Annotated in this window: 12 protein-coding genes; 9 read left to right on the top strand and 3 right to left on the bottom strand. The window is 61.7% G+C overall.

Annotated features, from left to right (window positions below):
- Nucleotides 1–90: 90 nt before the first annotated feature.
- Nucleotides 91–681, bottom strand: coding sequence for a CGNR zinc finger domain-containing protein (locus ABTV29_RS20060; RefSeq protein WP_433766424.1), 591 nt, complete (start codon nucleotides 679–681; stop codon nucleotides 91–93).
- A 130-nt stretch (nucleotides 682–811) separates the two neighbouring features.
- Between ABTV29_RS20060 and ABTV29_RS20055 the strand changes: the two genes are divergently transcribed.
- Nucleotides 812–1,693: an alpha/beta fold hydrolase gene (locus tag ABTV29_RS20055; protein WP_433766423.1), complete on the top strand. Its 882-nt coding sequence runs from the start codon at nucleotides 812–814 to the stop codon at nucleotides 1,691–1,693.
- 41 nt (nucleotides 1,694–1,734) lie between these two features.
- On the opposite strand, the gene ABTV29_RS20050 is transcribed toward ABTV29_RS20055, so the two are convergent.
- Complete coding sequence (locus tag ABTV29_RS20050; protein ID WP_433766422.1) at nucleotides 1,735–2,646, bottom strand: LysR family transcriptional regulator; 912 nt, start codon at nucleotides 2,644–2,646, stop codon at nucleotides 1,735–1,737.
- Between the two features lie 108 nt (nucleotides 2,647–2,754).
- Here ABTV29_RS20050 and ABTV29_RS20045 point away from each other — a divergent pair, with 108 nt between their 5' ends.
- On the top strand, nucleotides 2,755–3,594 hold the full coding sequence (locus ABTV29_RS20045; RefSeq protein WP_433766421.1) for a HalD/BesD family halogenase: 840 nt from the start codon (nucleotides 2,755–2,757) through the stop codon (nucleotides 3,592–3,594).
- Between the two features lie 88 nt (nucleotides 3,595–3,682).
- Complete coding sequence (locus ABTV29_RS20040) at nucleotides 3,683–4,651, top strand: ABC transporter substrate-binding protein (RefSeq protein ID WP_433766420.1); 969 nt, start codon at nucleotides 3,683–3,685, stop codon at nucleotides 4,649–4,651.
- Between the two features lie 120 nt (nucleotides 4,652–4,771).
- Here the strand turns inward: ABTV29_RS20040 and ABTV29_RS20035 are convergent, their stop codons facing one another.
- Nucleotides 4,772–5,533, bottom strand: coding sequence for a sulfite exporter TauE/SafE family protein (locus ABTV29_RS20035; protein WP_433766419.1), 762 nt, complete (start codon nucleotides 5,531–5,533; stop codon nucleotides 4,772–4,774).
- A 101-nt stretch (nucleotides 5,534–5,634) separates the two neighbouring features.
- Here ABTV29_RS20035 and ABTV29_RS20030 point away from each other — a divergent pair, with 101 nt between their 5' ends.
- The 6 genes from ABTV29_RS20030 (at nucleotide 5,635) to ABTV29_RS20005 (ending at nucleotide 13,608) form a co-directional block, all read left to right on the top strand.
- Nucleotides 5,635–7,110 carry a PLP-dependent aminotransferase family protein gene (locus ABTV29_RS20030; RefSeq protein ID WP_433766418.1) on the top strand — a complete coding sequence of 492 codons (1,476 nt, stop codon included), beginning with the start codon at nucleotides 5,635–5,637 and terminating at the stop codon, nucleotides 7,108–7,110.
- A gap of 564 nt (nucleotides 7,111–7,674) precedes the next feature.
- The gene (locus ABTV29_RS20025) at nucleotides 7,675–9,030 is read left to right on the top strand and encodes a spinster family MFS transporter (protein ID WP_433766417.1); all 1,356 of its coding nucleotides are present in this window, start codon (nucleotides 7,675–7,677) and stop codon (nucleotides 9,028–9,030) included.
- Nucleotides 9,031–9,113: 83 nt separating this feature from the next.
- Nucleotides 9,114–10,088, top strand: coding sequence for an AraC family transcriptional regulator (locus ABTV29_RS20020; protein WP_433766416.1), 975 nt, complete (start codon nucleotides 9,114–9,116; stop codon nucleotides 10,086–10,088).
- 95 nt (nucleotides 10,089–10,183) lie between these two features.
- Nucleotides 10,184–11,290 (top strand): NAD/NADP octopine/nopaline dehydrogenase family protein, encoded by a 1,107-nt coding sequence (locus ABTV29_RS20015; protein WP_433766415.1) that lies wholly within the window; start codon nucleotides 10,184–10,186, stop codon nucleotides 11,288–11,290.
- On the top strand, nucleotides 11,290–12,288 hold the full coding sequence (locus ABTV29_RS20010) for a 3-hydroxybutyryl-CoA dehydrogenase (protein WP_433766414.1): 999 nt from the start codon (nucleotides 11,290–11,292) through the stop codon (nucleotides 12,286–12,288). The genes ABTV29_RS20015 and ABTV29_RS20010 overlap by 1 nt, the downstream gene beginning before the upstream one ends.
- A gap of 69 nt (nucleotides 12,289–12,357) precedes the next feature.
- Nucleotides 12,358–13,608, top strand: coding sequence for an OprD family outer membrane porin (locus ABTV29_RS20005; protein ID WP_433766413.1), 1,251 nt, complete (start codon nucleotides 12,358–12,360; stop codon nucleotides 13,606–13,608).
- Nucleotides 13,609–13,619 lie beyond the last annotated feature (11 nt).

Genomic DNA, 13,619 nt, shown 5'->3' with positions numbered 1-13,619 from the left:
GCGCACTGCAATGGTGAACGGCAGATTGAAACGACCACCATTGCACAATGGATCGAGCCGTATCCGATCTGATCGGGCAGCTTGCCGGCCTCAGTCCGCAACCCCCTGACGCCGCTTGCGGAACTCGGCGACCTTATGCCGGTTTCCGCACAGGGCCATGCTGCACCAGCGTCGTTTGTGCGACTTGGTGCGGTCATAGAACATCATTGAGCAGTCTGCGCTTTCGCATTTGCGCACGAGGTTGAAATCACCTTGGGCCAGCAACTCGGCGGCGGCATAGGCCAGCCGGCCCAGGGATTGGCTGGCGGCATCACCCTGACGGAAGCGATCCAGTACTGGCGCGCCCGTTTCCTCCCACAGCAGTTGCGGCACCGCTCGCAACAGAAAGGCATTCAGTGCCGCCGGATCCGCCACGCGGTTTTCCCGGCGGGCTGCGAGCAAGTCCTCGATGCAGTCGCGCAGCGCACGCAGTTGCGCGAGCAATTGCCCATCACCCGGCACCATTTCGCTCGCCGAACCGAAACCGATCTGCTCAAGCCACTGCGCTGCATAGGCATCGCTGTTCAGCAGGTCGCGCCTTTGACCCTCGACCATCATTTGCGTGTTCAGCAGATCCAGCGCCGGGTGGTCGGCGAGTAGCAGTGGCGTGGGCAGTTCAAGGGGCGGGAGGAGGGTGGTCATGGCAATTGCTCGATGGGTCGACGGGTAGAGTGTAACCAATAAAAATTATTTGACCAGTTACATGATCTGTGCAAAATGGATTTAGGTAACCAGTAAAAATAACTTTAACAAGTTACATGAGGCCCCGGCCATGACCACTTCCCAATACACTCGCATCAGCTACAAATTCGCCGAAGCCGATGGCGTCAAGGTTTTCTACCGCGAAGCAGGCGCTGCCGATGCGCCGGTCTTGTTGCTGCTGCACGGGTTTCCCAGCTCCTCGCACCAGTTCCGTGACCTGATCCCGCTGCTGGCGGACAGGTACCGCCTGATCGCGCCGGATCTGCCTGGTTTCGGGTTCACCGAAGTCCCGGCGCAACGCAATTACCGGTACACCTTCGATGCCATCGGCGAGACGCTCCGCCAGTTTGTCGATGTGCTGGGGCTCAAGCGTTATGCGATGTACTTCTTCGACTACGGCGCACCCACCGGCCTGCGCCTGGCACTGGCCTACCCGGAGCGGGTGAGCGCGATCGTTTCGCAAAACGGCAATGCGTATCTTGAAGGGCTGGGGGAGGCCTGGGCGCCGATCCGCCAGTACTGGGCCGATCCGTCGCCGGCCAATCGCCAGGTGATCAACGATGCCATCCTGCATCTGGAGGGCACGCGCTGGCAGTATGTGGAAGGGGTGAGCGATCCCGATCTCATTGCTCCCGAGGCTTATCATCTGGACGCGCTGCTGCTGGAGCGGCCGGGGAACAAGGACATCCAGCTCGACCTGTTTTATGACTACCAGAACAACCTGAAGCTGTATCCGGCGTTCCAGCAGTTCCTGCGTGATGCGCAAGTGCCGACGCTGGCGATCTGGGGCAAGGGCGACCCGTTCTTCATTCCCCCTGGTGCCGAAGCCTACAAGCGCGACAACCCGAACGCCGTGGTCGAGTTGCTCGATACCGGCCACTTCGCACTGGAAACCCACGCTCCCTACATCGCTCGGCGGATTGTCGAAGTAGTGGGTGATTACATCGACTGAGATACAAGCGGCCAGCACACCTGAGCACGGCCCGCGAGGGATCAGCCGTGCTCAGGTTTGCCTGCCAGCTTGATCCAGCTATCAAGCTCCGCGACCATTTTGTTCACCTCGCTGTCTTCCCGTTCCGATGGGCGAACAATGGCGTTCCAGGCGATGTCCAGGCCGTCGTTCAGGGCTGCCCATGCCAGCTCGCCACGCTCAAGGCTCGGGGTCACCAGGTCCCGTTGCAAGATGCTGATGCCATAGCCCGAGCGCACCAGTTCGACGATGGCTTCGATCAACTCAACGGTGATCATGCGTCGCGGCAGGATGCTGGCGGGGGCGAAGAAACGGTCGTATTCCCAGCCGCTGGCGCGGTCGGTGGAATAGGTCACCAGGTTGTAGGTCTTGAAGTCTTCCGCGTAGATGGCTTTCCTGCCCGCCAGGGGATGGTCGGTGGCCATGATCGCAATCAGGTCGTCGCGAAACAGCGGCAGTTTGGCGACACCGCTGGGCACCATGCCGTCATCGATGATCGACACGTCCAGCTTGCCCTGCATCAGGCTGGCGTAGACGTCATCCCGGGGCACGGTCACCAGGGTGATTTCGATGTCCGGGCGCAGGCTGGAATAGTGCTTGATGAATTTCGGAATCCAGCGAAACGGGCCGTAGGAGGTGACGCCCATGCGGACGAACGCCGTGACGCCGCCGGCCATGGATCGGGCCTCGGATTCGGCCTCATTGAGTATCGCGATGATGTCCCTGGCCGCGCGCTCCAGGCGCACGCCGGCGGGGCTGAGGCGCATTTTGCCCCCCGATCGTTCCGTCAGGCTCACCCCCAGCCGTCGCTCGGCTTCGCGTATGCGGTGGCTGACGGCCGAGGGGGTCAGCCATAAACGTTCGGCCACCGCCGTGATCGATTCGACTTCCGACAGGGTTTGCAGCATCACAAGGTGATCGAGCGTAAGTCTCATGGCGAGTGACCTGAAAATAATTCACAAAATTGCGGAAAATTATGAGCGTGACTTGTTTTTGGTGGCGATGCAATCTCGATCCCGCAGAGCCACTGGAGACCAACAACAATGACCACCCTGCCTTTCACACCTGCGCCAACCCTGGGCGATATCGTCGATCTGGAGCTTTATCCCATCACCGATCGCAACAGTGCCGCTTATCTCGAACTGGTCGCTCACAGCCAGTCGTTGCTGGGACAAGAGGGCGTGGCGATCTTCCCGGGTTTCGTTCGCGAACCCTCGGTTGTCGCGATGGCGGACCAGACGCTGGCGTTGCACTCGCGCATGTTCCAGTTCCGGGAAAGCCACACGGTTTACTTCAAGCCTCAGGATGAAAGCGTTGATCCGCAGCATCCGTTGCGGCGCTTGATGAGCACTGAAAAAGACACCGTTGCCTATGCCGATATTCCTGCCGCCCATGGGATCCGCCGGATCTACGAGTCGGACGAAGTCCTCGCCTTCATCAAGGACGTTTTGGGCCTGGATACCCTCTATCGCCATGCCGACCCCCTGGCGGCCCTGAACCTGCAAGGCTTCACGGCAGGGCAGCAATTGGGCTGGCATTTCGATCGATCCGACTTCAGCGTCACCCTGTCGCTTCAGGCGGCGAACAGCGGTGGGGATTTCGAATACGTGCGTATGCTGCGCAATGAAAACGACGATTGCTACGACGCGGTAAGGGATTTCCTCGATGAGCCGACCACCCAACAGATCGAGGTTCTGCCCCAGGTGCCGGGTACGCTGACCTTGTTCCGTGGCCGCTATTCATTGCATCGGGTGACGCCGGTGGAAGGGGACAGATTGCGGCTCAACGCGGTGCTCGCCTATGTCGATCAGCCCAATGTCGAATTCAGCGCCTATGCCCGCCAGCTGTTCTACGGGCGTACCTCCGTTGAGCCATTGGCTTAGGTTTTACCCATAACGACAAAAACCATGGATTCACCTTTTCGCACCACAGTTCGCTGCCCCCAATAAAAACGATTCGGAGCGTCTGATCATGAAAAACAGCAAGCGTTTGCTGGCCTCATTACTCACCCTCGGCTTGCTCGCCGGCAGTGCCACAAGCCAGGCCTCGGGATGGTGCGATTCAGGTAAACCGGTGAAGTTCGCCGGCCTGAACTGGGAAAGCGGGATGCTGCTCACCGACATCATGATGATCGTGCTCAAGGACGGCTACGGCTGCACCACAGACCAGATGGTGGGCAACACCATCATTCTCGAGACTGCGCTGGCCGGTAATGACATCCAGGTGTTTGGCGAAGAATGGATGGAGCGCAGCGAAGTCTGGAAGAAGGCCGCGGCCGCCGGCAAGGTCATCGGTGTCGGTGCGCCGATCGTTGGCGGGACCCAGGGCTGGTACGTCCCGCGTTATGTGGTCGAGGGGGACAAGAAGCGCAACCGGCCTGCCCAGGCACCCGACCTCAAGACCGTCGCCGACCTGAGCAAATATCCGACGGTCTTCAAGGATTCCGAGGAACCCTCCAAGGGGCGCTTCTACAACTGCCCGGCGGGATGGATCTGTGAGCAGGACAACACCGAGATGTTGAAGGAGTACGGTCTGCAAGACACCTTCACCAACTTCCGCCCGGGCACCGGAGCGGCACTGGATGCGGCGGTCCTGTCCAGTTACAAGCGCGGTGAACCGGTGCTGTTCTACTACTGGTCGCCGACCCCGCTGATGGGGCAGATCGATGCCGTCCGCCTGGAGGAAAAACCCGGTGTCGACAAAAACGTCGTCACCATGGTCGGCCTCTCCAGCACCTTTCACCAACAGGCTCCCGAACTGGTCGCGGTACTGGAGAAGGTCAACATTCCCATCGAACTGTTGAACCAGAACCTGGCCCGCATGACCAGCGAGCGCATCGAATCACCGAAGCTGGCCAGGATATTCCTCAAGGAACACCCGGAAGTCTGGCGCGCGTGGGTCGATGAGGCGGCGGCGAAAAAGATCCAGGCCTCGCTCTAGAAACGGCAATCTTTCTTTCTGTGGGAGCGAGCCTGCTCGCGAAAGCGGTGTGTCAGTCAACATTGATGTTGAAGCTGATGGCCTCTTCGCGAGCAGGCTCGCTCCCACAGTAATAATGGTCTATGAGGCGACATAGCCCGAAACGCCATCCCACAGCAGCTTCACCGCCGTCACCACGAGCAGGCCGTAACAGGCGCGGTACATCTGGCGCTGGTCAAGGCGCGCATGCAGTCGCCAGCCCAGCCAGACCCCGCTGGGAACCGCAAGCAGACAGATGCCCATCAGGCTCAGTACGCTGCCCGTCGGTTTGGCCAGCAGCAACCAGGGCGCGGCCTTCATCAGATTACCCACCGTAAAGAACATGCTGGTCGTCCCGGCATACACCTGCTTGCTCAGGCCCAGCGGCAGCAGGTAGATCGCCAGCGGTGGCCCGCCGGAGTGCGCAACCATCGTCGTGATGCCGGATGTGAAGCCGGCGGCCACGGCCTTGGGCGATGAGCGCGGGCGCACCCTGACTTCACCGCCGGCCTTGAACCAGAGGCCGACAAACACCAGGGTGATCGCCGCCATCGCTATGGCAACCAGACGGTGGTCCACCACCCGAAAGAACAGGTAGCCGATGCCGATTCCCGCCACCAGCCCGGGTACCAGCAATTTCAGGTCCGGTTTCGACCAGGTGGAGAGTTTCCAGTAGCGCAGGCCGAACAGGTCCATGGCGATGAACAACGGCGCGAGCAGGCCACCGGCGGTGATCGGGTCCATCACCAGCGACAGCAGCGGAATGCCAACGATGGCAAAACCGCCGCCGAATGCGCCTTTCATGAAACAGATCAGAAAGACGCCGGCGAAGGTGACAAGGATCGTGGTGATCGTCAGGTCCAAGATGCGCGCTCCTGTAACGGGGGATTTCATCGGCGTGGCGGGGTACCCATAATGTCAATCACAACCTGCCCGACAAAAAGTGCCAGTTTCGAGGTTTTCCCATGGGCCAGTTTTCAAACCGTTCCGATGCTTCCACTCGCGGTGCGGAACGCCGGATCTATGCCCGGCTGCGGGCGCAGATCGAGCAGGGCACGCTGGCGGCAGGTGCGAAGCTGGTGTCGACGCGGGCCCTGGCGGCCGAGCTTGGCGTATCGCGAACCACTGTGACGGCGGCCTACGAGCAACTGGCCGCCGAAGGTTTTGTCATCACCACAAAGGGCAAGGCGGCCACGGTCGCCAGCGTGACCGGTGCTCCGTCCGGGCGCGCCAGTGAGCAGCCGGCGCTGCCGCCGGTGCTGTCGCGCTATGGCGAGCGGGTTGCCGTCATGACGCCCTACAGCATGGCCACGCCCCGTGCCCGCATTGATTTCCGCTACGGCTCGGTCGCCACGAGGGATTTCCCGGCCCTGGGCTGGCAACGCGCCTACCGCAGTGAACTGGTCAAGCGCCAGCCGAGCCTCGCCTATGGCCAGCCCGAAGGGGAGGCGCGCCTGCGCACTGCGTTGCAAGGGTATCTGCGACGGGCACGGGGCCTGACCTGCGAGGCCGATCAGATTCTCGTGGTGCATGGCTCGCAGCAGGGGCTGGACCTGTGTGCGCGCCTGCTTTTGAACCCGGAAGATGCATTCGTCTGCGAGGACCCTGGCTATCGCATGGCCCGCTACAGCTTCCAGGCCACGGGCGCGACGGCGCTGCCCATCGCCGTCGACGGGGCCGGGCTGGATACCGGCGCGCTGCCGGAAAATGATCGCGTGCGCCTGGCCTTCGTGACGCCTTCACACCAGCTGCCCATGGGCGCGGTGCTTTCCGTCGCCCGTCGCCAGGAACTGCTGAGGTGGGCGCACCGACATCGTGCGTGGATCATCGAAGACGATTACGGCGGCGAGTTTCGCTACAGCCAGCGCCCCATCGACGCGCTGCAATCGATGGATACGCAGGCGCGGGTCATTTATGTCGGGACCTTCTCCAAGGCCCTGTCGCCACAGCTCAGGCTGGGCTATCTGGTGCTGCCACGGGAACTGGTCCACGTGTTTCGTGAAGCCAAGCGCCTGACCGATCGCCACTCACCGCGTTGGGAACAAAACGTATTGGCCGCTTTGATCGAAAGTGGCACTTACGAGCGCCACGTCCGCCGCCTGCGCCGCAGCAACGAACAGCGGCGCAAGGCATTGATCGAAGCGTTTGAGCTGCATCTGGCGGAGTACGGACAACTGGTCGGCATGGCGGCGGGCCTGCATGGCGTACTGCTGTTGCCGGCGCTTCGTGCCCGGGACGAGGCACGGCTGCAAGCGATGTCGCTGGAGCGTGGGGTAGGGGTGTATCCGCTGTCACCGCTGTTTGCCGATGCCCCGTCACCAGCGCCTGATCGACCCGCCGGCCTGATTCTGGGCTACGCGGGCCTGACGGTGCAGGAGATCCATGAAGGGATCGGAATTCTGGCCGAAGTCATCCGCGGCCTTATGCATGAACTGGCGTAATACCCACCTGCAGGAGCGAGCCTGCTCGCGATGGACGTCAACGATAACGCGGGCTGTCTGGATGAGCCGCGTTGTCTGAACGTTCATCGCGAGCAAGCTCGCTCCTACAGGAGTGCGGGGGTTGCCCCGGATTTTGTGTACACCCTCTAAACTTGTAGGAGCGAGCCTGCTCGCGATGGCGTCAGGTCATTCAACTTCTGAGTGACTGACAAAACGCTATCGCGAGCAAGCTCGCTCCCACAGTGATTTTGGTGGCTGGCTGATTTTGTGACTAAAGAAATCCCCAGTACGGATTGGAGATTTACTGGCAGCAGGTGCTGTTCCTCTTGATACCGATCGGTCATCCACTGACTTACCTTACCTGCAGCGATGCGCATCATCGCTGCGGTCCGCTGCGTCGAACCCGCCTTGCCGTCAATCCATAACAACAAGAGATCCGAAAATGTCCGAGCCCACCGTCGTTTCCATTGCTTCTGAAATCTGCCCTCCATCGCCCAGCACACAGCACGCCTGACCGGTTGCCCGGTCAAGCATCCGAGCGGATTAAAAAGGAGCAAAAAACCAGTGAATATCCAGGTCGATAACGCGGTCCTGCAGCAAAAGAAGACTTACTTCTACGAGTGGTATGTGGTGGGCCTGTGCATGGTTGCCTACATCTTTTCATTTGTGGACAGGCAGATCCTCGCGCTGATGATCGAGCCGATCAAAGCCGATTTGCAGCTCAGCGATACCCAGTTCAGCTTGCTGCACGGGCTGGCGTTTTCCTTGTTCTACGCGTTCATGGGCATGCCCATTGCCTATCTGGCGGACCGCTTCTCGCGGCCCAAGATCATCGCTGTCGGGGTGGTGTTCTGGAGTCTGACGACGGCCGCCTGCGGGCTGAGCAAGAACTTCCTGCACATGTTCCTCGCCCGCATTGGCGTGGGCGTCGGTGAAGCGGCGCTGTCGCCTTCGGCCTACTCGATGTTCAGCGACATGTTCCCCAAGGAGAAACTCGGCCGCGCGGTGGGTATCTACTCGATCGGTTCGTTCGTTGGTGGCGGCCTGGCCTTCCTGGTCGGCGGCTACGTGATCGCGCTGCTCAAGGACATGAACACCATCGAGGTCGCGGTTCTGGGCGCGATGAAGGCCTGGCAGCTGGCGTTTTTCATTGTCGGCCTGCCCGGCATCCTGGTCGGCGTGATGATCTGGCTGACCGTGCGCGATCCGGCACGCAAGGGCTTGCAGGTTGATGCCCAGGGCCGGCCGAAGAAGGTGGCGCTCAGCGATGGCTTGCGCTTCCTCGGTCGTCACCGAGCCACCTTCACCTGCCACTACCTGGGCTTCTCGTTCTACGCCATGGTCCTGTTCTGCATGATGAGCTGGAGCCCGGCGCTGTACATCCGCAAGTTCGGCCTGACGCCGGTCGAGGCCGGCTACATGCTCGGCACCGTGCTGTTGCTCGCCAACACCGCCGGGGTGCTGTTCGGCGGATGGCTCACCGACTATCTGGCCAAGCGCGGTCATCAGGACGCCGCGATGCGCACCGGTGTGATCGGCGCCATCGGCATGGCGGTGCCGGCCGTGCTGTTCCCGCAAGTCGACCAACTGTGGCTGTCCGTGACCCTGTTGGTACCGGCGATGTTCTTCGCCTCGTTCCCGATGCCGGCGTCGACCGCAGCCATGCAGATCCTCGCCCCGAATCAGGTGCGTGCCCAGGTCTCGGCGGTGTTCCTGCTGATCAGCAACCTACTGGGCCTGGGGCTGGGGACCACGCTGGTAGCACTGTTGACCGACCGCTATTTCGGCTCGCCGGCGGCGGTGGGTTCGTCGATGTCGCTGGTGATCGTCGGCGCATCGGCATTGACCGTGCTGCTGCTCTGGCGCGGCTGCCGCTGCTTCCGCGAAAGCCATGCCCGGGAGTATCCGTCCCAGGCCTGATTCACGATGCCCATGATCTGCGTCCGGCCTGGCCCGATTTGATCGGAGCCGGGCCTGTACGCGCCTGATCAGGAGAAACCCTGATGCTCAATGACGTACACCTGCTGGAACGGCACAGCTTGCTCAGCTCGGCCGACTACCGCGAGATCAAGGACAAGGTCAGCCAGTATCTGTGTCCACACAGCTTCAACCTGCTGCGCGACGAGCCCATTCACACCCGGCTCAACGGCGTGTTCTTCGGCGATGCCGCGCTGCTCGACCTGAGTTACGGCGCGCCGGTGGAAGTCACCATCGGCGACATCGCCGACCAGTACCTGTTTCGCATTACCCTGCAGGGGCAGTGCGAAGTGGCCCACGGGCGGCGCAGCGCGGCGATGCGCACGGGCTGCCTGAGCGTGTCCTCGCCGTTCGCGCAAAGCCGCATCGTCACTGACGGCGAATGCCGCAACCTGATCCTGCGTATCGACCGCGATGCCCTGGAAACCCAGCTGCAACGGCTGCTCGACCGCAGCCTGCAGCAGTCGGTGATCTTCGATGTCAGTGTCGATCATCTGGGCGCCGGCGCCGTCAGCCTCTACCACACCCTGGACTACATCTGCCGGCTGTACGGCAGCGGCGTCGACGGCTCGCGCATCGCCGGCAGCCTGTCCGAATACCTGATGCAACTGCTGCTTACGCAGCTGCCGCACAACTACTCGGCGGAGCTTCTGAACGACTCCCGCGCGCCGCTGCCGCACCACGTCAAGAAGGCGCGCGATTACATCGAGGCGCACCTCGACGAACCGATCAGCATGACCACCCTGAGCGAACTGTGCGGGGTCTCGGTGCGCACCCTGCAAAACGGCTTCAACCAGTTCCTCCAGCAGGCGCCGGTGAACTACATCCGCGACCGCCGCCTGGCCGTCATCCACGAGTCTTTGAAGCAGGGCAGGGCCGGCGAGACCGTCACCGACATCCTGTTGCGTCACGGGATCAACAGCTTCGGGCATTTCTCCAGTGCCTACCGGCAACGCTATGGCTGCCTGCCGTCGGACACACTGCGGCGCCAGAAGCACTGAAGCTTTTGCGCAATGGGTGAGTCGGTTGCGCAATCGGGTAAGTCGCCGGGGGTACGGCTCGATAGGATCGAGTCTCTTACAAGAGGAGCTTTTGCATGAAGATTACTGTGCTGGGTGGTGGTCACGGCTGTTACGCCGCTGCTGCAGAAATGGCCGAAAAAGGCCATGCGACCCGCCTGTGGCGGCGTGACGGCGCAGCGCTCAAGGAACTGCTGGACATCGGCAGCCTGACCATCAAGGACTACCGGGGCACTCGCCAGCTGTCTGTCGGCAAGCCGGGCGACCAGCTGTCGCTGACCGACAACCTGGCCGAAGCCCTGGGCGACGCGCAACTGGTCATCATCCCGCTGCCGTCCACCTCCCACGAAGACCTGGCCAGGCACGTCGCGCCGCACCTGCGCGACGGCCAAGTGGTGTTCCTGCCGCCGGGCACCTTTGGCAGCTACGTGTTCGCCAAGGCCATGGCCGATGCGGGCAACCGCAGCCAGGTCGCCTTCGCTGAAACCGGCACACTGCCGTACCTGGTGCGCAAGCACGGCGCCAGCGATCTGGTGATCAGCGGCTACGCGACCCGCCTGCCGACCGGCGTGTTCCCCGCCAACCTGTCGGAACAGGCATTCGCGGTGCTGCGCCAGGCCTATCCGAGTGTCGAACCGATCGAAGACGCCTTGAGCGGTGCGCTGATGAATGCCGGCCCCATCATTCACCCGCCGCTGATCATGATGAACGCCGGTCCCCTGGAGCATTTCGAGTCCTGGGACATTCATAACGAAGGCACCCAGCCATCGATTCGCCGCGTGACCAACCAGCTCGATGCCGAGCGCATGGCGGTACGCGAGGCACTGCACTACGGCGCGCCGCACTTTCCACTGGCCGATCACTACAACACCACCGAAGGCGACGAGTGGATGTACGGGCGCGGCGCCCATGGCAAGTTGACCGACAGCGGCGACTGGCGTGAAGACATCGACCTGCAAAAGCACCGGTACATGCTCGAAGACACCCGCCTGGGCCTGTCCTTCCTGGTGTCCGTCGGTCGCTGGGCCGGTGTGCCGACGCCGGTCGCACAGGGCCTGCTGAGCATTGCTTCGGCGGTGGCCGCGCGCGACCTCTATGCCGAAGGCCGTACCCTGGAAAACCTAGGGCTGGCCGGGCTTGACCGGGTGCAGATGACAGAACTGCTCACCCGAGGCTGCAACTGATGGACGCCATGCTGCCAAATGTCAGCGTGGTCGGGGCCGGGCGAATGGGCGAGGGCATAGCCCTGGCGTTCATCCATGCGGGCCTGCCTGTCACTCTGATCGACATCAAGGAGCGTGCCGAGGACGAGCGCCGCGAATACTTCGAGCGCGTGCGCAACAACGTTCGCGGCGAACTGCGGATGCTGGTGAGCCTGGGCATGCTTGCGCCGGAGCAGGCGGAAGTGGCGATGTCCCGGCTGACCCTGCAAGCCAAGTCCCGTGCCGCAGCGACATTGCGCCAGTGCGACCTGGTGTTTGAAGCGGTGCCGGAAGTCATCGCGGTCAAGCAGGAGACGTTCGCCTGGGTCAGCGAGCATGTCCCGGCGTCCGCCATCATCGCTTCGACGACCTCGACCTTCCTGGTCACCGAGCTGGCGGAAATGGTCAGCACGCCCGGGCGCTTCGTTAACGCGCACTGGCTCAATCCCGCGTACCTGATGCCACTGGTGGAAGTCAGCCGCAGCGAAGCGACCTGCCCACAGGTGGTCGAGCGCCTGCTGCAACTGCTCAAGCGGATCGGCAAGGTGCCGGTGGTGTGCAATCCGGTGGCCGGCTACATCGTCCCGCGCATCCAGGCGCTGGCGATGAATGAAGCGGCACGGATGGTCGAGGAGGGCGTGGCCAGTGCCGAGGATATCGACACGGCGGTGCGCGTCGGCTTTGGCCTGCGTTTCTCGGTGCTGGGCCTGCTCGAGTTTATCGACTGGGGTGGCGGCGACATTCTCTACTACGCCTCGCGCTATCTGAGTGGTGCGCTGGCACCGCGTTTCGAATCGCCGCAGGTGATTGCCGACAACATGCAAAACGGCCGTAACGGGTTGCGCGATGGCCAGGGTTTCTACGACTACCGCGACCTGGATGTGGACGCCTACAAGCAGCAGCGACTCGGGGACTTCGTGCGCAAGCTGGAGCTGTCGGGGCTGACGCCAACGTTCGAGGGGGCCCTGGCGCGACCCTGACCCAAACATCCTTTTGCTTGAACTCCTATAAGCACAGTGCCCAGGCACATACAAACGTGGAGATGTGAGATGGTTCATGGAAACCGGCTTTGCCGTGGGCTGGGTATGGCCAGCGTACTGGGTTTGACCTGTTCGCCACTGACGGCACATGCCGATGTGATTGATGACAGTCACTTCAAGCTGGACACACGCAACTTCTACTTGCACCGCAACTACACCAATACCAATGCGCCGGCGTCCGAAGTGCATAGTTGGTCCCAGGGTTTCGATGCGCAGTTCACCTCCGGCTATACCGATACGGCCCTGGCCATCGGCCTGGATGTGGATGCGCAATACGCCGTGCGCCTGGATTCATCGGGCAACGACGGCTCGTTGCCGTTCAGCGTCAGCCAGCAGCAGACGGCCGATGACTACAGCCGCGCCGGTGCGACCCTGAAGATGCGCTACGCCAAGACCGAGTTGAAGGTCGGTGACATGCGTCCGCAACTGCCGGTGGCGTTCGATGACACCAGCCGGCAGCTGGACACCATCTACCAGGGCGCTGTGGTCGAATCCAAGGATGTCGATGGCCTGACATTGACCGGCGGCCGTTTCTGGTCGGCCGTTACCCGGGAGTCTTCCAACCACGAGAAACTCTATAAGTGGGGAACTACCGATAATCTGGACAGTGATGGCCTGGATTTTGGCGGGGCCACTTACGACATCACCAAGAACCTGCAAGCCAGTTACTTCTATGGCGTGGTGCACGATATTTATCAGCAGCACTACTTCGGCCTGACGCACATGGCTGATCTGGGTGGCGGTTATAAACTCAAGACCGACTTGCGCTACTTCAATAACAATGAAGACGGCAATGCGCTGGACGGTGAGATCGATAACCGTGCGTATGGCGCCTTGTTCACCTTGCTCAAGGGTGCACACATGTTTGGCGTCAGTTACCAGCGCATGCTCGGTGACAGCGTCTTCCCGACGCTCAACGGCTATATCCCGCAACCTTACCTGGTGAACTGGTCGTCGCTGGCCTTCATTCGCCCCGATGAGAAGTCCTGGTCGGCGCGCTACGGCTATGACTTTGTCGGGATGGGCATACCGGGGCTGAAGTTCTACAGCCGTTACACCAAGGGCACCAACTGGGACCGTGGAGGCAACCTGAGCGACAACCAGGAAAGCGAACGCAACCTGATGCTCAGCTACGTCATACAGAGCGGGCCACTGCAAGGCCTGGCGCTGGACCTGCGCAACATCGACGTGAAACAGAAGTACGGCTACGACTACAACGAGTACCGCTTTGCCACGACCTACACCTGGAAGTTCTGGTAAGGAGCGCCGAG

Source organism: Pseudomonas putida, assembly GCF_050989985.1.
GTDB lineage: Bacteria > Pseudomonadota > Gammaproteobacteria > Pseudomonadales > Pseudomonadaceae > Aquipseudomonas > Aquipseudomonas putida_AI.
This window is presented reverse-complemented; position numbering and strand designations above follow the sequence as displayed.